Genomic DNA, 20,005 nt, shown 5'->3' with positions numbered 1-20,005 from the left:
ACGTCAGGCCTTGGCCGGCTCGGCGGAGCCGACGTACTTGACGTAGCCGTTCTCCTCCAGCTCGTCGGCCAGTTCGCGGCCGCCGGACTCGACGATGCGGCCGTCGGCGAAGACGTGCACGAAGTCCGGGGTGATGTGCCGCAGGATGCGGGTGTAGTGCGTGATCAGCATGACGCCGACCTCGTTGCCCGCCTTGTACTCGTTGACGCCCTCGGACACGACGCGCAGCGCGTCGACGTCCAGGCCGGAGTCGGTCTCGTCGAGGATCGCGAACTTCGGCTTGAGCAGCGCCAGCTGCAGGATCTCGTGGCGCTTCTTCTCGCCGCCGGAGAAGCCCTCGTTCACCGAGCGCTCGGCGAACTCCTGGGAGATGCCGAGCTTGCCCATCTCCTCCTTGACCTCCTTGACCCAGTGGCGCAGCTTGGGAGCCTCGCCCCGGACCGCGGTGGCCGCGGTGCGCAGGAAGTTCGACATCGAGACGCCGGGCACCTCGACCGGGTACTGCATGGCGAGGAAGAGGCCGGCGCGGGCGCGCTCGTCGACGCTCATCTCGAGCACGTTCTCGCCGTCCAGCAGCACCTCGCCGGAGGTCACCGTGTACTTCGGGTGGCCGGCGATCGCGTAGGACAGGGTGGACTTGCCGGAGCCGTTCGGGCCCATGATCGCGTGCGTCTCGCCCGACCGGATGGTCAGGTTGACGCCCTTGAGGATCTCCTTGGCGCCTTCGTCGGTGGTCACCGACGCGTGCAGGTCCTTGATTTCCAGGGTAGCCATTCTTCGTTTCCTAAAGTCTGCGGTGGAGGGCGTCAGGCGCCGACGGCTTCGAGTTCGGCCTCGATCGCGGCTTCGAGGCGCTCGCGCACCTCGGGGACGTCGATCTTCACCAGGATTTCGTGGAAGAACCCGCGCACGACCAGGCGGCGGGCGGCTTCTTCGGCGATTCCGCGCGACTGCAGGTAGAACAACTGCTCGTCGTCGAACCTTCCCGTCGCGCTCGCGTGGCCGGCGCCTTCGATCTCGCCGGTCTCGATTTCCAGGTTCGGCACCGAGTCCGCGCGCGCCCCGGGCGTGAGCACCAGGTTGCGGTTGAACTCGTAGGAGTCGGTGGACTCGGCCGCGGCCCGGATCAGCACGTCGCCGATCCACACCGCGTGCGCGCCCTCGCCCTGCAGCGCGCCCTTGTAGCCGACCCGCGACTTGCAGTTGGGCACCGCGTGGTCGACGAAGAGCCGGTGCTCCTGGTGCTGGCCGCCGTCGGCGAAGTAGACGCCGAGCATGTCGACGTCGCCGCCCTTGTCGGTGAAGGTCGCGGTCGGCGAGATGCGGACCAGGTCTCCGCCCAGGGTGATCACGGTGTGCCGCAGCGCGGCGTCGCGGCCCAGCTTGAGGTGCTGCTCGGAGACGTGCACCGCGTCGTCGGCCCAGTCCTGGACGCTGACCACGGTGACCTTGGCTCCGTCGCCGATGACGAACTCGACGTTGTCGGCGTAGGTGCCGGACCCGACGTGGTCGAGCACGATCACGGCTTCGGCGAACGCCTCGGCGCGGACCTGCAGGTGCCCGTAGGCGACCTGGCCCTCGCCCGGGCCGTGGATGCGCAGCACCGACGGAGTCGACGCCTTCGTCTCCTTCGGCACCGTCACGACGGTGGCCTTGGCGAAGGAGGAGTACGCTTGCGCGGCGATGCGGTCGCTCGGCACGCCCGCCTGGCCGAGCCGCGAGTCGTCGCGGCCGACGGTCTCGATCTTCAGCTCGGGCGCGGCCTCGGTCTCCAGCGTGATCTCGCCGGAGGCGACGGCGGAACCGTCGTGCAGGCCGCGCAGGCGCTTCATCGGCGTGAAGCGCCAGTTTTCCTCACGCCCGCCGGGGACCTCGAAGGCCTCGACGTCGTAGGAGGTGAAGCGCTCCGCGCGGGAGGCCGCCGGGATGACGGCCCCCTCGCGGATGGCTTCGGAAACGTTGTTCTCTGCCACGGACATTTAGCCGACGGACCCTTCCATCTGCAGCTCGATCAGGCGGTTCAGCTCGAGCGCGTATTCCATCGGCAGCTCGCGCGCGATGGGCTCGACGAACCCGCGCACGATCATCGCCATCGCCTCGGCCTCGTCGAGGCCGCGCGACATCAGGTAGAACAGCTGCTCTTCGCTGACCTTGGACACGGTGGCCTCGTGGCCCATGGACACCTCGTCGTTGCGGATGTCCACGTACGGGTACGTGTCCGACCGCGAGATCGTGTCCACCAGCAGGGCGTCGCAGACCACGCTGGAGCGCGAGTGGTGCGCCCGCTTCGCGACCTTGACCAGGCCGCGGTAGGAGGTCCGGCCGCCGCCGCGCGCGACCGACTTCGACACGATGGTCGAGGACGTGTGCGGCGCGAGGTGCTCCATCTTGGCCCCGGCGTCCTGGTGCTGGCCCTCGCCCGCGAACGCGACCGAGAGGACCTCGCCCTTGGCGTGCTCGCCCATGAGGAAGACCGACGGGTACTTCATCGTCACCTTGGAGCCGATGTTGCCGTCGACCCACTCCATGGTCGCGCCCTCTTCGCACTTGGCGCGCTTGGTGACCAGGTTGTAGACGTTGTTCGACCAGTTCTGGATCGTCGTGTAGCGGCAGCGGGCGCCCTTCTTCACGATGATCTCGACGACCGCGGAGTGCAGCGAGTCCGACTGGTAGATCGGCGCGGTGCAGCCCTCGACGTAGTGGACGTAGGCGTCCTCGTCGACGATGATCAGCGTCCGCTCGAACTGGCCCATGTTCTCGGTGTTGATCCGGAAGTAGGCCTGCAGCGGGATCTCGACGTGCACGCCCTTCGGCACGTAGATGAACGAGCCGCCGGACCACACCGCCGTGTTCAGCGCGGAGAACTTGTTGTCGCCGGCCGGGATCACGGAGCCGAAGTACTCCTGGAAGATCTCCGGGTGCTCGCGCAGCGCGGAGTCGGTGTCCAGGAACAGGACGCCCTGCTCCTCCAGGTCCTCGCGGATCTGGTGGTAGACGACCTCGGACTCGTACTGCGCGGCGACGCCGGCCACGAGGCGCTGCTTCTCCGCCTCGGGGATGCCCAGCTTGTCGTAGGTGTTCTTGATGTCCTCGGGCAGGTCTTCCCAGCTGGCCGCCTGCTTCTCGGTGGACCGCACGAAGTACTTGATGTTGTCGAAGTCGATCCCCGAGAGGTCGGCGCCCCAGTTCGGCATCGGCTTGAGGTCGAACAGCTTGAGCGCCTTCAATCGGGCGTCGCGCATCCACTCGGGCTCGGACTTCTTCGCGGAGATGTCGCGGACGACATCCTCGTTCAGGCCGCGGCGGGCGCTGGCGCCAGCCTCGTCGGAGTCCGCCCAGCCGAAGGCGTAGTTGCCAAGGGACGCGATGGTCTCTTCCTGGCTCAACGGCTCGGTGGTGGGAGTGCGCTGCTCGGCAGCGGCAGTCATGCGGGTTTCCCTCCATTCGGGATCCGTGGTGCGTGCCCTTCGGGCGGCGGGGCCGCTGGTCCGGGCGTCGTGCGGTCCGGCTCGGGATGGGCCGGGATACCCGCCGGTCCGGCGGGTACGTGTGTGGTGCACGCGTTGTCTCCGCGCGCGATGGTCGCCAGCCGCTGGACATGGGTGCCCAGCAGCTTCGCGAACGCTTCCGTCTCGGCCTCGCACAGCTGCGGGAACTCCGCGGCGACGTGCGCGACCGGGCAGTGGTGCTGGCACAGCTGCGCGCCGACGTTCGCGGCGGGGGTTCCCGCCCCGACCTGACGGGTCGAGGCAGCGTAGCCCTCCCTGCTCAGCGCGGTGGCGAGGGCCTCGGCGCGCTCGACCGGATCAGCCGATCCGGTGATCGCCTGCCGGTGCGGCCCGACGAGCCCCTCGACCCGGCGCTCGGCGAACGCGCGCACCGCGTCCGGGCCGGCGTGCTCGGCGAGGAAGCGGATGGCCGAGACCGCGAGATCGTCGTAGGCGTGGCCGAACCGGGCGCGGCCCGCTTCGGTGAGCAGGAACAGCTTGGCCGGGCGGCCGCGTCCGCGCGGGCCCTTGCGGGGGGCGTCGCGGGTCTCGGCCTCGCCGTCGGCCTGCAGCGCGTCGAGGTGCCGCCGGATCGCGGTCGGGCTGATCCCGAGCTGCTCGGCGACCACCACGGCGGTCATCGGGCCCTGCTCCAGCAGCAGCCGGGCGACCTCGTGCCGGGTGCGCCCCTCGGCCACGTTCGCGGCGCTGACCTGCACGGGAACGCCGACAGCCGCGGTGCGCGGCTGCTCGCCGCGCCCCTCGCCGGTGGTCCCGTTCTTTTTCACAACACAAGTGTGTCTTATTTCCGGCCGCCGGGCAAAGGCGGGGTGTCGCCCAGTGACCCGACTCACGCGGAACGGGCCTCGCCCCGCACCCGCCCACACCGTTCCCGCCGGACTCCGCACGCCGACCGGACTCGATCCTCCCCTCCGCCCGAACCAGACCGATCCGCCCCTCCGCACCCCCCGCCAAACCCACCCGCGACCCGCCGCCCCGCACCCGCCCGCAGCCTTCCGGCCGGACTCGCCACGCCGCCCGGACCGGACTCGATACGCTTCCGGGCGTGGCAGTCGGCGAACACCCGGACCAGCGGGCACCGGAACCGGACGTATCCGGCGGCGCCGACAGCGCTGACCACCCGGCGACCGTGCCGTCGCCGGTCGGCCCGCGCCGCACCGATCCGCTGAACGCCGCCGAGACCCGCGGCCTCGACGCGGTCCGCCGCTTCGGCACGGTCGGCTCGCTGTTCCTCGCGCTCGGCTCGCTCGGGGCCGGCGCCGCGCCGGTGATCAACCCGGTGCAGGACCTGCCGGTGCTGCGGCTGTTCATCCGGATCCCGACGGTCTCGCTCGCGATCGCGTTCTCCGGGATGGGCATCCTGGTGCTGAGCTGGCTCATGCTCGCCCGGTTCGCCCGTCCGGCGAGCGCGCGGCTGGCCACCAGCGGGCAGCTCGCCCGCACCGTCGCGATGTGGGTCGCGCCGCTGCTGCTGATCCCGCCGCTGTTCTCCCGCGACGTCTACAGCTATCTCGCGCAGAGCGAGATCGTGCACCGCGGCATGGACCCGTACCAGCTGGGCCCGGCGCAGGCGCTCGGCGTCGCGGACCCGCTCACCGCGGGCGTCACCAACATCTGGCGCGAGACGCCCGCCCCGTACGGCCCGCTGCTGCTGCGGCTCGGCGGGTGGCTGGCCCCGGTCGGCGGCAACAACATCGTCGTCGGCGTGCTGCTGCAGCGCGGCCTCGCGATGGTGGGCGTGCTGCTGATCGTGTGGGCGGTGCCGCGGCTGGCCCGGCGGTTCGGCGTGCAGCCGGCCACCGCGCTGTGGCTCGGCGCGGCGAACCCGTTGCTGATCTTCCATTTCGTCGCGGGCGCGCACAACGATTCGCTGGCCATCGGGCTCATGGTGGCCGGGCTGGAGATCGGCATCCGGCGGCTGCCGGTGCGGGTGAAGGGAGACAGTCCGCCGCCGCTGGCGAAGGGCGAATTGCTCTTCATCGCGCTCGGCGTCGTCATCATCACCGTCGGCGCCACCGTGAAGATCCCGGCGGTGCTGGCGCTGCCGTTCCTGTCGGTGATGGTCGCGCGCAGATGGCACGGGCGGCTGAAGGACCTGGTGTGGGCGGGCGCGCCGATGGCGTTGCTGTTCGGCGTGGTGCTCACCGCGATCTGCGTCGGCACCGGGCTGGGCTTCGGCTGGATCGGCGCGACGGCGAGCACGCCGGGGCTGGTGCGGTCGTTCATCTCCCCCACCGCGGAGATCGCGAACCTCAGCGGCGTCCTCGGCATCACGCTCGGGCTGGGCAACCACACCGACGCGCTGGTGCCGATCCTCGGCACGCTCGGCAACGCGATCACCGCGGCCGTCACGATCAAATTCCTGTGGGCCAGCTTCAAATGGCGGTACCGGCCGATCATCGGGCTCGGCGTTTCGCTGGGCGCGGCGATGATCCTGCAGATCAACCTCCAGCCCTGGTACCTGCTGTGGGCGGTGATCCCGCTCGCCGCCGCGGCCGGGACGTCGCGGTTCCGGGTCGTCGCCACGGTCATCAGCGCCGGGCTGCCGTTCCTGCTGCCGCCCACCGGCGGCACCTTCGACGGCCGCTCCTACGTCCTGCCGTGGGCCTACGGCGCGGCCGCTCTGGTGACCCTCGGCGGCCTCGCGATCGTGTACCGGGTTTCGCCGCTGCTGTTGTCCAGGACACCTCCGGCGTCCCCAGCACCGCGCGCGCCCGCCGACGTCGTATCGTGATTCGTTGTGGACAACCCCGCCGTCGAGATCTCCGGCTTGGCGAAAAGCTACGGCTCCACCACCGCGGTCGACGGCATCGACCTGCGCATGGAGCGTGGCTGCGTGCTGGCCCTGCTCGGGCCGAACGGCGCCGGAAAAACGACCACTGTCGAGATTTGCGAGGGTTTCCGCAGACCTGACGCGGGCCGGGTGCGCGTGCTCGGCCTCGACCCCCTCGCGGACAGCTCCCGGCTCCGCCCCCGCGTCGGCATCATGCCCCAGGGCGGCGGCGCGTACCCGGGCGTGCGCGCGGAGGAAATGCTGCGGCTAGTGGCTTCCTGCGCGGCGAATCCGCACGATCCGGCGTGGCTGCTCGACGTGCTCGGGCTGGCCGGCGCGAAGCGCACCCCGTTCAAACGGCTCTCCGGCGGGCAGCAGCAACGGCTTTCGCTGGCGTGCGCGCTGGTCGGCCGTCCGGAGCTGGTGTTCCTGGACGAGCCCACCGCCGGCATGGACCCGCAGGCGCGGCGGCTGGTCTGGGACCTGCTCGCGGCCCTGCGCGCGGACGGCGTGAGCGTCCTGCTCACCACCCACCTGATGGAGGAAGCGGAAACGCTGGCCGACCAGGTGGTGATCGTGGACCACGGCAAGGTGGTCGTCGAAGGCACGCCGCATTCGCTGACCCTGGAGGCGGGCGACGCGGCGCAGCTGCGGTTCCGCGCCCGCACCAAACTCGACACGACGCTGCTCGCGGCCGCGCTGCCGGAGGGCTACCGGGTCAGCGAAACCGCGCCCGGTTCGTACCTGGTGGAGGGCGCGGTGGACCCGCAGGTGGTTTCCGCCGTCACCGCCTGGTGCGCGCAACAGGGCGTGCTGCCCGAACAACTGCAAGTCGGACGGCGGACGCTCGAAGAAGTGTTCCTCGAACTCACCGGACGGGAGCTGCGCGCATGAGTTCTCCGTTCCCCGCGGGCACTTTCGCCCCCGCGCCCGGCCGCGGTTCGCTCGGCAAGATGCTGCGCACGCACGCGCGCGTCGAGGCCGCGCTGACCCTGCGGCACGGCGAGCAGCTGCTGCTCACCCTGATCATTCCGCTCGCGCTGCTGATCGGCCTGAGCCTGCTGGACATCCTCCCGGCGAGCCAGCTCGGTTCGACGTCCAAAGTGGACTGGATGACGCCGAGGATCCTCGCGCTCGCGGTGATGTCGTCGGCGTTCACCGGCCAGGCGATCGCGCTCGGCTTCGACCGGCGGTACGGCGTGCTGAAGCGGCTTTCGGCGACGGCGCTGCCGCGCTGGCTGCTGGTGGCCGGACGGGTCGTGGCGGCGCTGGTCGTGGTGGCGCTGCAGTCCGTGGTGCTCGGCATCGTGGCGGCTTTCCTGGGCTGGTCCCCGTCGGCCGCCGGGATCGGTTCCGCGGTGGTGCTGCTGGTGCTGGGGACGCTGGCTTTCGGCGCGCTGGGCGTACTGCTGGGCGGCGCGTTGCGCGCGGAAGCCGTACTGGCGCTGGCGAACATCGTGTGGTTCGTGCTGCTGCTGGCGGGCGGGATTCTGCTGGCCCCGTCGGCGCTGCCGTCCGGGGTCGGGTTCGTGGTGTCGCTGCTGCCTTCCGGCGCGCTGGCGGAAGGGATGCGCGCGGCGCTGGTGGACGGGCAGTTCCCGCTCGGACCGGCCGCGGTGCTGGTGGTGTGGGCGGCGGTGGCCGGCGTGCTGGCGACGCGAACCACAAAACTCACCTGAATCCCACACCGCGATTTCCGCGCGGAATTTCGCGCCGGAATGTGACCGCCGCCGCACCCGATTCCTTGCGCACGCTGGCAAATCCGGGCGGAACAATACCGCCGCGTGCAGGCGGGAAAACGCGCGCGAGTATTCTTTCGGCGTGTCCCTTCGCAGTTTGATCGCCCGCCTGCCGTATCCGTCCGCCGCGGTTCAGCGCGCGGTCGGGATCGCCGCGGTGGTCGCGCAGGCAGGCATCGGCGTCACCGGGTCCGTGGTGCGGGTGACCGGGTCCGGGCTGGGATGCCCGACCTGGCCGCAGTGCGTCGCGGGCAGCCTGGTGCCGGTGCGGCACTCCGGCATCGACGCGGTCACGCAGTGGATCGAGTTCTCGAACCGGATGCTGACCGGCGTCGTGATCGTGGTGGCCGCGCTCGCCGTGCTCACCGCGTGGCGGATCCAGATCGACCACCCGGAGCGCAAGCGGCTGGTGAAGCTCGCCTGGACGATGCCCGGCGGCGTCGTGCTGCAGGCGGTCATCGGCGGGCTGACGGTGCTGGCGAAACTGGAATGGTGGACGGTCGCGATCCACTTCCTCGCGTCGACGCCGCTCGTGTGGCTGGCGGTCCTGCTGCTGAAGGCCTTCCGCGAAGGAGACGAACCGGCGCGCCCGCTGGTCCCGAAGCTGGGACGGCAGATGCTGGTGCTGCTGACGGTGCTGATGTGGGCGGTGCTCATCGCCGGCACCACGGTCACCGGCGCGGGCCCGCACGGCGGCGACGTCAACACGCATCGCCTCGACGCCCCGATCGAGCAGCTGGCCCGGATCCACAGCGGACTGCTGATCGCGTACCTCGTCGTGCTGGGGGTCTTCGGGCTCACGCTGATGCGCGTCGGCGCGCCGAAGAGCGTGTGGCGGCGGTACGCGTGGGTGTGGATTGTCGCGCTGCTGCAGGGTGTTCTGGGGACGGTGCAGTACGCGCTGGGCGTGCCCGAGGCGATGGTGTCCTTCCACGTGCTGGGCTCGGCGCTCGTGATCGTGGTGACGGCGGTGCTGTGGACCGGCACTCGCGACCGGGGCCCGGTCACGTCGCTGGAGCCCGCCGAGAAGCGGGAACTCGCCACCGCGAACTGACGGTCATCCGGGCGTAACTGCGCGTCGGCCCGGCGGACAGGTCGGCGGCTTACCGTCGTCGCCGTCCGGCTTTCCGAAAAGCCCGAGGTGCCGCCATGCCGACCGCCCCTGCCCGTGCCGCCAAACCCCTGCTCTCCGGCCGGCGCGGGACCGCCGAGATGCTCGTGCTCAAGACGTTCCTGCTCGTGCCGTTCGCCGCGTTGATCGCCGCCGTGCCGCTGGTGTGGGGATGGGGCATCGGCTGGACCGACCTGATCCTCGCGACCGTTTTCTACGTGCTCGCCACCCTCGGCGTGACTGTCGGGTACCACCGCTACTTCACCCACGGCGCGTTCAAAGCGGGCCGCCCGCTGCGGATCGCGCTCGCGATCGCGGGCAGCATGGCGGTGCAGGGTTCGGTGATTTTCTGGGTCGCGAGCCACCGCCGCCACCACGCGTTCTCCGACCGCGAGGGCGATCCGCATTCGCCGTGGCTGTTCGGCACCTCGCCGGCGGCGCTGCTGCGCGGGTTCTGGCACGCGCACATGGGCTGGATGTTCCAGCGCGAGGTCACCAACGCCGACCGCTTCGCGCCCGACCTCGTCGGCGACCGCGACCTGCGCCTGGTGAACCGGTTCTTCTGGCTGTGGATCACGCTCAGCCTCGCCCTGCCCGCCGCCCTCGGCTGGGCCTTCAGCGGCACCTGGCAGGGCGCGCTGACGGCGTTCTTCTGGGCCGGGCTGGTGCGGATCGCGTTCCTGCACCACGTGACCTGGTCGGTGAACTCGGTGTGCCACCTGATCGGCGACCGCCCGTTCGCGAGCCGCGACCGCGCCGCGAACTTCTGGCCGCTGGCGCTGCTGTCCATGGGAGAGTCCTGGCACAACTCCCATCACGCCGACCCGACCTGCGCCCGGCACGGCGTCCTGCGCGGCCAAGTGGACGTCTCGGCGCGGGTGATCTGGACCTTCGAACGCCTCGGCTGGGCGACGGACGTCCGGTGGCCCCGAGCGGAACGACTGGCGGCTAAGCGGCGGACGGCTTGAGTTAGGCCAGTTGCTGCCGCATCGCCGACGCGAATCGAGCGTGCGTAACGCGCGGCTCAAGCGGGCGACTCACATCCGCTCAGCTTGAGCGCAAAGTCTCCCCGGGAAACGCCGCGTAGCCCGCCCGAGCTAGGCCAACTGCTGCCGCATCGCCGACGCGAACCGCAACGGCGCACCCGCGTCTGCGTGCCGGAAACCCAGCGAAGGCTCGGTCAATTCCAGCTCCAGCACCAGCGGACGCCCGTCGTCCCCGCGGACCAGGTCGACTCGCGCGTACAGCAGTTCCGCCCGCAAGATCCCGAGCAGCCCGCAAGCGGCGTCCAGCGCGTCCTCCGCCACCGCGCGCACCTCCGGGGCCGGGACCGCGGCCGCGAGCCGCTCCTCCCGGTACAGCCCGGAACTGTCCATTGAGGACTCCAGCGGCGCGAATTTCGTGAAGGCGTGCGAATAAACGCCGCCGAAATACGTCACCGCGATCTCGCCCTGAGCGTCCACACTGGACTGATACGGCTGCACCAGACCCGCGCGGCCCTCGTCGTGCAAAGTGCGCAGATGCTGCTCCGCGTCCGCACCGGCGGCGGCGAATCGGGCGGCGCCGCGGCCTCCCGCGCCCACCGAAGGCTTCACCACGAACGGCTTCTTCGGCCAGCGCGGCTTCTCCCCCGGCGGCACGATCTCGACCGGCACCGTCGGCACCCCGGCGTCGAGCAGTTCGCCGAGATACGTCTTGTCCGTGTTCCAGCGCACGACCGCGGCCGGATTGCTCAGCCCTGGCACGTCCTCGCACCAGCTGAGGAATTCCTCGCGCCGCTCCGGGTAGTCCCAGGCGGCGCGCAGCACGACGATGTCCGCCGACGCGAAGTCCGCGGCCGCGTCCCAGGCCGCCCAGCTCACGGCGAATCCGAGGTCCGCGAGCGCGGGCAGCACCGCGGCCTCGTCGCCGTCGCCCTCGGGCAGCGCGGCGCAGCCGACGAAAATCGCCGAGCTGGTCACCGGCCTGCTCGCGGCCCGGCCATCTTGCGCCGGTGCGCGGCACCGATTTTGACCGTCTTCACGGTTTCGCTGTCCCACTCCGCGGCCTCGAGGTCGTCGACCTGCTCGACCAGCGCGTTCCCGGTCTCGACGCCGGCGACCAGCACGTCGCCCATCGCCCCGTCCGGGCCCACGAGCACGACCCGCGCGCCGGCGAGGCCGATGTTCTCGACCACGGCGCGCGACGGTTTCCCGTGCTTCGCCACGAAGTCGCGGGCGGACGCCAGCTGGCGGGCAGTCGGCGCGGTCGGCGTGTTTTCGGTCTCCTCAGCCACGTCCGGAGCTTAACCCGAGACCCCCGCCCCCGCGGCCCGACCGTGTTCTCGGCCATAGTGGACGCCAGACGCGCCCATCTCGAGGAGGAACGATGCCGACCGCAGTGCAGGTGACCCGGACCGGCGGCCCGGAAGTGCTGGAACTGGCCGAGATCGAGCCCGGCCCGCCCGGCGCGGGCGAACTGCTGGTCGACCTCGCCGCCGCGGGCGTCAACTACATCGACACCTACCAGCGCCAGGGCATCTACCCGATCGACCTGCCGTTCGTCCTCGGCTCCGAGGGCGCCGGGACCGTCGTGGAGACCGGCGAGGGCGTCACCGAGTTCGCCCCCGGCGACCGTGTGACCTGGCAGGGCGTGCTCGGCAGCTACGCCCAGCGCGCGGTGGTCCCGGCGAGCGCCACGGTGAAGGTGCCGGACGGCGTGTCCGACGAGCTCGCCGCCGCCACGATGCTGCAGGGCATGACGGCGCACTACCTGGTGCGTTCGACCTACGAAGTCCAGGCGGGCGACGACATCCTCGTCCACGCGGCGGCCGGCGGCGTCGGTCTGCTGCTGGTGCAGTTGGCGAAGGCGCGCGGCGCGCGAGTGCTGTGCACCGTGTCCACCGACGAGAAGGCCGAGCTCGCCCGCGGCGCCGGCGCGGACCACGTGATCCGCTACGACCGCGAGGACTTCGCCGCCGTGACCCGCGAGCTGACCAACGGCGAAGGCGTCGCCGCGGTCTACGACGGCGTGGGCAAGAGCACCTTCGACGGCAGCCTCGCGAGCCTGAAAATCCGCGGCACCCTGGCGCTGTTCGGCGCGGCCAGCGGCCCGGTGCCGCCGGTCGACCCGCAACGGCTCAACTCCGGCGGCTCGCTCTTCCTGACCCGCCCGACGCTCGGCCACTACCTGCGCACGCGCGAGGAACTCGACTGGCGCGCCGGCGAACTGTTCGCCGCCGTGCAGGACGGTTCGCTGAACGTCCGCATCGGCGGCCGCTACCCGCTCGCCGACGCCCGCAAGGCCCACGAGGACCTGCAGGGACGCCGGACGACCGGGAAGCTGCTGCTGATCCCCTGACTCAGGAAACCGAGAGGGCGTCGGTCACGAACACCAGCGTTTCGTTGGGCGCGATGCCGCGTCCGCCGTCCTTGTAGGCGAGGGCGGGCGGGATGATCATCAACCGCCGCCCGCCCTGTTTGACGCCGACGAGGCCCTGGTCCCAGCCCTCGATCACCTGGCCGGCGCCGAGATCGAGGCCGAACGGCTCGCCGCGGTCGAACGAGCTGTCCAGCTTCTTCTTGTTCGACCAGGTGACGACCAGGTAGTTCATGGACAGCTTCGACCCGGCGGCCGCGGCCTTCCCGGTGCCCGCGGAGAGGTCCTTGGTGAGCAGCTTCTTCGGCGGGGCACAGTCGTCCGGGATGGTGATCGTCGGCGCCTGGCCGAAGTTCCCGGTGGTCTTGACGTCGTCCGCGGTGCACTCGCGGCTCGGGGTCGCCGGAGCCGCGCTGCTGTCGCCGCCGCAGGCCGTGAGGCCGAACGCGGCCACCGCCACGACCGCGCCGAAGACAGCTGTCCTACCGATGTTCTGCATGCCGGAAGATTAACCAAGCCCGCCGAGCGCGGGCACCGCCGGACCAGTCCGCACCACGCCGAGCCGCTGCGTCGCCCGGGTCAGCGCCACGTACAGGTCGTTCAGCCCGCGCGCCGAGCCAGCCACGATCTCGTCCGGCGACACCAGCACGACCCCGTCGAACTCCAGTCCCTTGGAACGATCGACGGTCAGCACGCTCAGCCGGTCGTCCTCCGGAAGCAGCTTCCGCACCTCGTCCACGCGCGAACCCGGCACCAGGACCGCGACCGTCCCACCGTCCACAGCGGACAGTTCCGCGGCCACCAGCGACGGCAGTTCCTCGTCCAGCGAGGCGACCTCCACGCCCCACGGCGGCACCCCGGTCTCCCGCACCGACGCGGGCGCGGCCAGGTCCACATCGAGTTCGGCGAGCACGCCCGCCGCGACCGCCATGATCTCCGCCGGGGTGCGGTAATTCACCGTCAGCTGCTCGAGCCGCCAGCGGTCCGCGACGTACGGCGACAGCACCTCGTCCCAGGTCCGCGCACCCCCGGCGGCCCCGGTCTGCGCGACGTCGCCGACCAGCGTCATCGACCGGTTCGGCGTGCGGCGCATCAGCAGGCGCCAGTCCATCGCGGACAGTTCCTGCGCCTCGTCCACGATCACGTGCCCGAACGTCCACGTCCGGTCCTGCGCCGCCCGCTGCGCCGCGGTCAGCTCGCTGCGCGCCTGCTGACGTTCGGCGAACAGCTCGGCGTCCAGTACGTCGGACACCCGCAGGATCTCCTCGTCCTGGATTTCCTCGTCCTGCTCGAGAATGTCCAGCACGCCCTCGGCATACGCGCGCTCGACGCGTTCCTGGCGCTTCTGCTCGGCCTCCTCCTCGGAGTCGTCGCTGCCGAGCAGTTCGGCCAGTTCGTCGAGCAGCGGCACGTCGGCGGGCGTCCACTTCGCGTCGCGGCCGCTCTCCAGGTGCTTCCGGTCCTCTTCGGACAGCAGCTCGCCCGCCGCCCGGTCGAGGTGTTCGCGCTCGGCGAACAGGTCGTCCAGCAGGCCCGCGGGCGTGAGTTTCGGCCACAGCGAGTTCAGCGCGGCGGCCACCGCGGGGCTCGAAGCGAGCTCCGCACGGATGTCCTGGACGTCCTGCGCGTCCAGCAGATCCTCGCCCAGCGCACGCGCGGCCTGCCGGGTGAGCACGTCGAGCACGTCGGAGACGAACAGCCGCCGCGCGAGGTTGTGCGGCCGGCGCGAACGGCGGGCCCGGGTGCGGGCCTGCGCGCAGGTCTTGCGGTCGAGCTTGAGGATCTCGCGTTCGTGCTCGATCTCGATCACCGGATCGGGTACACCTTGCCGGTCGCGGACCGCCTTGGCGAGCACCTCGGCCATCACCAGCCGGCCCTTCACCTCGGCCGCTTCCGGCGACTCGGCTCCGTCCGCGTCCAGGCCCGGCCACAGCTGCCCGATGGTCGACAGCAGCACGCCGGTCTCGCCGAGCGACGGCAGCACCTGGCCGATGTAGCGCAGGAAGGTCGAGTTCGGGCCGACGACGAGCACGCCGCGCGTGGTCAGCTGCTGGCGGTGTGTGTAGAGCAGGTACGCCGCGCGATGCAGCGCGACCGCGGTCTTGCCGGTGCCCGGCGCGCCCTGCACCACCATGACCCCGCCGAGCGGCGCGCGGATGATCCGGTCCTGCTCGGCCTGGATGGTGGCGACGATGTCGGCCATCTCGCCGGTCCGGCGGCGCTCCAGCGCGGCCAGCAACGCGGCCTCGCCGGCGAGCCCGAGGTTCTGGCCCTGGTCGGCGGCGGTCAGGTCGAGGATCTCGTCGTCGAACCCGGTGACGCGACGGCTCAGCGAGCGCAGGTGGCGACGGCGGCGCACGCCGTCCGGCGAAGCGGCGGTGGCGAGGTAGAAGGGCCGCGCGACCGGCGCGCGCCAGTCGATCAGCAGCGGCCGGTAGTCGTCGTCCTCGTCGAACAGCCCGAGCCGTCCGATGTAGGCGGTTTCCTCGGTGTCTTCGGAGGCGCTGCCGGGCACGAAGTCCAGCCGCCCGAAGCACAGTCCCTGTTCGACCGACCCGAGCTGGGCGAGCCGGTCGCTGTGCAGGTTCGTGGCGGCTTCGCGTTCGGTCCGCGCCTGCGGCGTCCCGCCGGTCTGGCGCAGGGTCTCGTCGAGGCGGCGCTGGGTCTGGGTGCGTTCGGCGTCGAGCTTCGCGAACAGCGCGTCGACATAAGCCTGCTCGCGGCGCAGCTCGGCTTCGTAGGCCGGTTCCTCGGGCAAGGAAAGGTCCTGCTTTCAGGTCGGGATCGGGGCCGGAAGAGTGCAACCGGCGAGGATCCCGGGCCATTCCTGCCCGGCGCGGATCGGGTGCGAACGGGTCGGGTCAGAAAGGCAGGCCGAGGACCGGCAAGCCGATCGCCGAGTCGACCGCCAGCGCGACGAACACGATCATCAGGTACGTGTTCGACCGGTGGAACAGCGCCATCGGCTTGGTCTCCTCGCCGCGGTGCACGGCGGCCTGCAGCCGGTGCGCGTAGAAGAGGAACCAGCCGCCGGCGAGGATCGCGAAGGTCGCGTACAGCCAGCTGGTGACCGGGAGCAGCAGCAGCGTCCAGGCGACCATCACCCACGAGTAGATGACGATCTGCCGGGCCACGTGCTCGGCGGTCGCGACGACCGGGAGCATCGGCACGCCCGCGCGCTCGTAGTCGTCGCGGTACTTCATGCCCAGCGCCCAGGTGTGCGGCGGGGTCCAGAAGAAGATCACGCCGAACATCACGAACGCCGGCCACTGCACGGTGCCGGTGACCGCGACCCAGCCGATCAGCACCGGCATGCAGCCCGCGGCCCCGCCCCAGACCACGTTCTGCGACGTCCGCCGCTTGAGGCCGAGGGTGTAGACGAAGATGTAGAACAGGATGGTCGCGATCGCGAGGACCGCCGCCAGCAGGTTCACCGTGAAGTACAGGACGGCGAACGAGGCGATGCCCAGGACGAGGCCGAAGACCAGCGCGTTGCGCCGCGGCACCGCGTCCTTCACCAGCGGCCGCCGCTTGGTGCGGTTCATGACCTTGTCGATGTCGCTGTCGATCACGCAGTTGAGCGCGTTCGCGCTGCCCGCGGCCATGGTGCCGCCGACCAGCGTCGCGACCACCAGCCACGGGTTCGGCACCTCGCGCCCGGCGAGGAACATCGCGGGGATCGTGGTGACGAGGAGAAGCTCGATCACGCGCGGCTTCGCCAGCGCGGCGTACGCGCCGGCCACCTGGCGGAAGCTTCGCCGGGCCCCGCTCGGCCGTCCGCCGTCCGGGGGTACGGCGCTGGTGTCTTCACTGCGTCCGTGCGCAGCGTTCACCAACGACATTTCTCTCCCTGAGTCAGTCCTGGGCCGGGCGGCGCGGAAGAAGAGGTGGTGCTCATGGAGAACTTCCGTGCCTGGCCCGCGATCGATGTTAGACGTGACGGACCGGCCCGACGCCCGCGGGTCCGGGACACGCCCGGCGGTGTTCCCTCCGTCACGTCCGCCGCGGCGGCCGCGATGAGTCGGGACGGCCCGCGGCGGGTAGCCGGAGACAGACAGGCGGGCAGGATCACCTCACCCGCAGGGTGCGCGCCCGCGCTCGCGCGCACGCGTACGCACTAGGGTGACAGCGACGGGCCGCTCGCTCCGCCTGCACAGCGCCGCCAGCAGGAATATCGTCCCTTCGGGATCGATTGAGATAACTGAGGGCGCACACCGCAGCACTTGAGCGGCACGCACGGAATACAGCCACCACTTCACCGACGCAGGAGTTCGAGTTCAGTGTCCGAAACCTCTAGCAGCGAGACCAACCCCTTGCTCCGGCGCAACGTGCCGGCCGACTGGACCGAGACCGACACCCGCGCCGTGGACACCGCCCGCGTGCTGGCCGCGGACGCCGTCGAAAAATGCGGCAGCGGGCACCCGGGCACTGCGATGAGCCTGGCGCCGCTGGCGTACACGCTGTTCCAGCGCACGATGCGGCACGACCCCGCCGACCCGGAGTGGCCCGCCCGCGACCGGTTCGTCCTCTCCGCCGGGCACTCCAGCCTGACCCTCTACATCCAGCTGTACCTGGCCGGGTTCGGCCTGGAGCTGGAAGACCTCGAGCAGCTGCGCCGCTGGGGCTCCAAGACCCCGGGCCACCCGGAGTACCGGCACACCAAGGGCGTCGAGACCACCACCGGCCCGCTGGGCCAGGGCCTCGCGAACGGCGTCGGCATGGCGATGGCGGCGCGCCGCGAGCGCGGCCTGCTGGACCCGGACGCCCCCGCCGGCGAGAGCATCTTCGACCACCACATCTACGTGATCGCCTCCGACGGCGACATCGAGGAGGGCGTCACCTCCGAGGCCTCGTCCATCGCGGGCCGCCAGGAGCTGGGCAACCTGATCGTCTTCTACGACGACAACAAGATCTCCATCGAGGACGACACCAACATCGCGCTGTCCGAGGACGTCGCGAAGCGCTACGAGGCCTACGGCTGGCACGTGCAGACCGTCGAGGGCGGCGAGGACGTCGTCGCGATCGAGGCGGCCATCAAGGCGGCGCAGGCCGAGACCCAGCGCCCGTCCTTCATCCAGCTGCGCACGATCATCGGCTACCCGGCCCCGACGAAGATGAACACCGGCAAGGCGCACGGCGCGGCGCTGGGCGCGGAAGAGGTCGCGGGTGTCAAGAAGGCGCTGGGCTTCGACCCGGAGAAGAACTTCGACGTCGACGAGGCCGTGCTCGCGCACACCCGCCAGGCGATCGAGCGCGGCGAGAAGCAGCGCGCCGAGTGGCAGGAGCGCTTCGAGGCGTGGGCCGCGGCGAACCCGGAGCGCAAGAAGCTGGCCGACCGGCTGTCGACCCGCACGCTGCCCGAGGGCTTCGCGGACAACCTGCCGTCGTGGGAGCCCGACGCCAAGGGCATCGCCACCCGCAAGGCCTCCGGCGAGGTGCTCAACGCGCTGGCCGAGCCGCTGCCCGAGCTGTGGGGCGGTTCCGCGGACCTCGCGGAGAGCAACAACACCACCATGAAGGGCGCCGACTCGTTCGGCCCGGCCGCGGCCGGCACCGACATGTGGAAGACCAACCCGTACGGCCGCACGCTGCACTTCGGCATCCGCGAGCACGCGATGGGCTCGATCCTCAACGGCATCGCGCTGCACGGCGGCACCCGCCCGTACGGCGCGACCTTCCTCACCTTCTCCGACTACATGCGCCCGCCGGTCCGGCTCGCCGCGCTGATGAAGGCCCCGGTCATCTACGTGTGGACGCACGACTCGATCGGTCTCGGCGAGGACGGCCCGACGCACCAGCCGATCGAGCAGATCGCCGCGCTGCGCGCCATCCCGGGCCTCAACGTCGTCCGCCCGGCGGACGCCAACGAGACCGCGTACGCGTGGAAGGCCGTGCTGGAGGACGTGCACCACCCGTCCGGCTTCGCGCTGACCCGGCAGAACGTGCCGGTGCTGGAGGGCACGAACGCCGAGGGCGTCAAGAAGGGCGGCTACGTGCTGGCCGAGGCGTCCAACGGCGCCCCGGAGGTCGTGCTGATCGCGACCGGTTCCGAGGTCCAGCTGGCCGTCGAGGCGCGCAAGACCCTCGAGGCCGACGGCATCCCCGCCAGCGTGGTCTCGATGCCGTGCGTCGAGTGGTTCGACGCGCAGGACCAGGACTACAAGGACGCCGTCCTGCCGCCGACGGTCAAGGCCCGCGTTTCGGTCGAGGCCGGGATCGCGATGCCGTGGCAGCGCTTCACCGGCGACGCCGGCGAGAACGTGTCGATCGAGCACTACGGCGCCTCGGCCGACGCCGCGACGCTCTTCCGCGAGTTCGGCTTCACCGCCGAAGCCGTGGTCGACGCCGCCCGCCGCTCGATCGCCAACACCAAGAACTGAAGGGAGAGCAACCATGAGCACTGATCGGCTCGCACAGCTGTCCGAAGCAGGCGTCTCGATCTGGCTGGACGACCTCTCGCGGGAGCGCCTGAACTCGGGCAACCTCGCCGGGCTCATCCGCGACAAGCACGTCGTCGGCGTGACCACCAACCCGACGATCTTCGCGAACGCGCTGTCGAAGGGCGCCGCCTACGACGAGCAGGTCAACGACCTCGCCGCGCGCGGTGCGGACCTCGACGGCACCGTCCGGGAGCTGACCACCACCGACGTGCGCAACGCCGCGGACCTGTTCCGCGACGTGTACAACGCCACGAACGGCGTCGACGGCCGCGTGTCCATCGAGGTGGACCCGCGCCTGGCGAAGGACACCGACAAGACGGTGGCCGAGGCCAAGGACCTGTGGAAGACCGTCGACCGGCCGAACGTGATGATCAAGATCCCGGCGACCGAAGAGGGCCTGCCCGCGATCACCGCGGTGCTCGCCGAGGGCATCAGCGTCAACGTCACGCTGATCTTCTCCGTCGAGCGCTACGAGGCCGTCATCAAGGCCTTCTTCGCCGGTCTCGAGCAGGCGAAGGCCAACGGCCACGACCTCAAGGGCATCCACTCGGTCGCGTCGTTCTTCGTGTCCCGCGTGGACAGCGAGGTCGACAAGCGGCTGAACGCGATCGGCACCGACGAGGCCAAGGCGCTGCTGGGCGAGGCGGCCATCGCCAACGCGCGGCTCGCGTACGCGGCCTTCGAGAAGCTGTTCGCCACGGACCAGTGGAAGGCACTCGCCGAGGCCGGCGCGAACGCGCAGCGTCCGCTGTGGGCCTCCACCGGCGTGAAGGACCCGGCCTACTCCGACACCCGGTACGTCGACCAGCTCGTGGTCAAGGACGTCGTGAACACGATGCCCGAGAAGACCATGGACTCGGTCGCCGACCACGCCGAGATCACCGGCGACACGGTTTCCGGAAAGGGCGAGCAGGCGCAGGCGATCTTCGACAAGCTGTCGGCGGCCGGCATCGACGTGCCGGACGTGTTCGTGACGCTGGAGACCGAAGGCGTCGAGAAGTTCGAGAAGTCCTGGCAGGAACTGCTGGACACGGTGACCGGGCAGCTGAACAAAGCGAGGGGCTGAACCAGAGACC

At 70.9% G+C, this 20,005-nt stretch carries 17 protein-coding genes; 8 read left to right on the top strand and 9 right to left on the bottom strand.

Annotated elements, in window-relative coordinates:
• Nucleotides 1-3: 3 nt before the first annotated feature.
• The 4 genes from sufC to WA670_RS18550 are packed head-to-tail and all read right to left on the bottom strand — an operon-like array spanning nt 4 to nt 4,276.
• Complete coding sequence (gene sufC, locus WA670_RS18565; protein ID WP_037814678.1) at nt 4-774, bottom strand: Fe-S cluster assembly ATPase SufC; 771 nt, start codon at nt 772-774, stop codon at nt 4-6.
• Nucleotides 775-806: 32 nt separating this feature from the next.
• Nucleotides 807-1,979, bottom strand: a complete 1,173-nt coding sequence (gene sufD / locus WA670_RS18560; RefSeq protein WP_134669652.1) for a Fe-S cluster assembly protein SufD — start codon at nt 1,977-1,979, stop codon at nt 807-809.
• Nucleotides 1,980-3,428: a Fe-S cluster assembly protein SufB gene (sufB, locus tag WA670_RS18555; RefSeq protein ID WP_037814676.1), complete on the bottom strand. Its 1,449-nt coding sequence runs from the start codon at nt 3,426-3,428 to the stop codon at nt 1,980-1,982. It abuts the gene before it with no gap.
• On the bottom strand, nt 3,425-4,276 hold the full coding sequence (locus WA670_RS18550) for a helix-turn-helix transcriptional regulator (protein WP_037814675.1): 852 nt from the start codon (nt 4,274-4,276) through the stop codon (nt 3,425-3,427). The genes sufB and WA670_RS18550 overlap by 4 nt, the downstream gene beginning before the upstream one ends.
• A gap of 362 nt (nt 4,277-4,638) precedes the next feature.
• On the opposite strand from WA670_RS18550, the gene mptB reads away from it, so the two are divergent.
• The 5 genes from mptB to WA670_RS18525 all read left to right on the top strand — a co-directional run bounded on the left by mptB (nt 4,639) and on the right by WA670_RS18525 (nt 10,100).
• Entirely contained in the window at nt 4,639-6,243 is a 1,605-nt protein-coding gene (gene mptB, locus WA670_RS18545; protein WP_037815015.1) for a polyprenol phosphomannose-dependent alpha 1,6 mannosyltransferase MptB, read from the top strand.
• A gap of 6 nt (nt 6,244-6,249) precedes the next feature.
• Nucleotides 6,250-7,176 carry an ABC transporter ATP-binding protein gene (locus WA670_RS18540; protein ID WP_336158352.1) on the top strand — a complete coding sequence of 309 codons (927 nt, stop codon included), beginning with the start codon at nt 6,250-6,252 and terminating at the stop codon, nt 7,174-7,176.
• Nucleotides 7,173-7,961 carry an ABC transporter permease gene (locus WA670_RS18535; protein ID WP_043827456.1) on the top strand — a complete coding sequence of 263 codons (789 nt, stop codon included), beginning with the start codon at nt 7,173-7,175 and terminating at the stop codon, nt 7,959-7,961. The genes WA670_RS18540 and WA670_RS18535 overlap by 4 nt, the downstream gene beginning before the upstream one ends.
• A gap of 142 nt (nt 7,962-8,103) precedes the next feature.
• Complete coding sequence (locus WA670_RS18530; RefSeq protein ID WP_037814671.1) at nt 8,104-9,075, top strand: COX15/CtaA family protein; 972 nt, start codon at nt 8,104-8,106, stop codon at nt 9,073-9,075.
• Nucleotides 9,076-9,170: 95 nt separating this feature from the next.
• On the top strand, nt 9,171-10,100 hold the full coding sequence (locus tag WA670_RS18525) for an acyl-CoA desaturase (RefSeq protein WP_037814670.1): 930 nt from the start codon (nt 9,171-9,173) through the stop codon (nt 10,098-10,100).
• Nucleotides 10,101-10,229: 129 nt separating this feature from the next.
• Here WA670_RS18525 and WA670_RS18520 read toward each other — a convergent pair whose 3' ends face one another.
• Both WA670_RS18520 and WA670_RS18515 read right to left on the bottom strand, forming a co-directional pair.
• Nucleotides 10,230-11,093, bottom strand: coding sequence for a hypothetical protein (locus WA670_RS18520; protein WP_336158351.1), 864 nt, complete (start codon nt 11,091-11,093; stop codon nt 10,230-10,232).
• On the bottom strand, nt 11,090-11,407 hold the full coding sequence (locus tag WA670_RS18515; protein ID WP_009075903.1) for a hypothetical protein: 318 nt from the start codon (nt 11,405-11,407) through the stop codon (nt 11,090-11,092). The genes WA670_RS18520 and WA670_RS18515 overlap by 4 nt, the downstream gene beginning before the upstream one ends.
• A gap of 92 nt (nt 11,408-11,499) precedes the next feature.
• Between WA670_RS18515 and WA670_RS18510 the strand changes: the two genes are divergently transcribed.
• Nucleotides 11,500-12,471 carry a quinone oxidoreductase family protein gene (locus WA670_RS18510; protein ID WP_037814666.1) on the top strand — a complete coding sequence of 324 codons (972 nt, stop codon included), beginning with the start codon at nt 11,500-11,502 and terminating at the stop codon, nt 12,469-12,471.
• Nucleotide 12,472: 1 nt separating this feature from the next.
• Here the strand turns inward: WA670_RS18510 and WA670_RS18505 are convergent, their stop codons facing one another.
• The 3 genes from WA670_RS18505 to WA670_RS18495 form a co-directional block, all read right to left on the bottom strand.
• On the bottom strand, nt 12,473-12,988 hold the full coding sequence (locus WA670_RS18505; protein ID WP_037814664.1) for an FKBP-type peptidyl-prolyl cis-trans isomerase: 516 nt from the start codon (nt 12,986-12,988) through the stop codon (nt 12,473-12,475).
• Between the two features lie 9 nt (nt 12,989-12,997).
• Nucleotides 12,998-15,247, bottom strand: a complete 2,250-nt coding sequence (locus tag WA670_RS18500; RefSeq protein ID WP_336158350.1) for a HelD family protein — start codon at nt 15,245-15,247, stop codon at nt 12,998-13,000.
• Between the two features lie 103 nt (nt 15,248-15,350).
• Nucleotides 15,351-16,331 carry a heme o synthase gene (locus WA670_RS18495; RefSeq protein ID WP_134730917.1) on the bottom strand — a complete coding sequence of 327 codons (981 nt, stop codon included), beginning with the start codon at nt 16,329-16,331 and terminating at the stop codon, nt 15,351-15,353.
• Between the two features lie 438 nt (nt 16,332-16,769).
• Between WA670_RS18495 and tkt the strand changes: the two genes are divergently transcribed.
• Complete coding sequence (gene tkt / locus WA670_RS18490; protein ID WP_037814659.1) at nt 16,770-18,869, top strand: transketolase; 2,100 nt, start codon at nt 16,770-16,772, stop codon at nt 18,867-18,869.
• A gap of 13 nt (nt 18,870-18,882) precedes the next feature.
• On the top strand, nt 18,883-19,995 hold the full coding sequence (gene tal, locus WA670_RS18485; protein ID WP_037814657.1) for a transaldolase: 1,113 nt from the start codon (nt 18,883-18,885) through the stop codon (nt 19,993-19,995).
• Nucleotides 19,996-20,005 lie beyond the last annotated feature (10 nt).

This window comes from Amycolatopsis sp. VC5-11, assembly GCF_037034185.1.
Classification (GTDB): Bacteria; Actinomycetota; Actinomycetes; order Mycobacteriales; family Pseudonocardiaceae; genus Amycolatopsis; species Amycolatopsis nivea.
This window is presented reverse-complemented; position numbering and strand designations above follow the sequence as displayed.